This window comes from Neisseria sp. P0021.S007 (genome assembly GCF_051956855.1).
The window spans coordinates 1-652 of sequence record NZ_JBQCXA010000622.1 but is presented as its reverse complement, the minus strand read 5'-3'; the positions used below and the strand labels follow the sequence as shown (position 1 = coordinate 652).

The window sequence follows — 652 nt, the reverse complement described above, 5'->3', positions numbered from 1 at the left end:
GAAACCCGCATTCGACATAAAAACGTCACGTTTGGACGTCTTATCCATCCATCTGCACACCGCAGATCTAACAGAATTGGAAGAATTCCTGCGCCAACTGGCAGGCCAATCTCAAGACGAATTCGTTCCCTTCATTTTAGACGTACAAGATTTCGACCACCCCGAATCCATCGATTTGGGCGGCATGATTTCCCTGTTTGCCCGTTACGGCATGCAAATTTTAGGGCTGCACCACACCAGCGACACATGGGCGGCAGCAGCGGCGCGTTATCATTTGGTATTCAAACAAGGTAACTCCACCCAGGCAGCCGACACACAGGCAGCGCCTACCCCGCGCCAAGCACCACAGCCGCAAGACGTACAAGCCACCGTTATCAACAATCCGACCGTATTGGTCAGCACGCCCGTGCGTACCGGCCAGCAGGTTTACGCTGAAAACGGCGACCTCATCGTTACCGGCATCGTCAGCCAAGGTGCGGAACTTATCGCCGACGGCAACATCCATATTTACGCCCCCATGCGCGGCAGAGCGTTGGCCGGTGCCAAAGGCAATACCAACGCGCGCATCTTTATTCATTCCATGCAGGCCGAATTAGTCTCCGTTGCCGGTATCTACCGCAACTTCGAGCAAGACCTGCCCGAGCATCTGCAC

General features: G+C 54.9%; 1 protein-coding gene. It reads left to right on the top strand.

The genetic code is table 11. The annotated features are described in order from the left end of the window. A partial coding sequence (gene minC / locus ACTHUR_RS15000; RefSeq protein ID WP_440399402.1) for a septum site-determining protein MinC occupies positions 1-652 on the top strand: 652 nt, incomplete at both ends.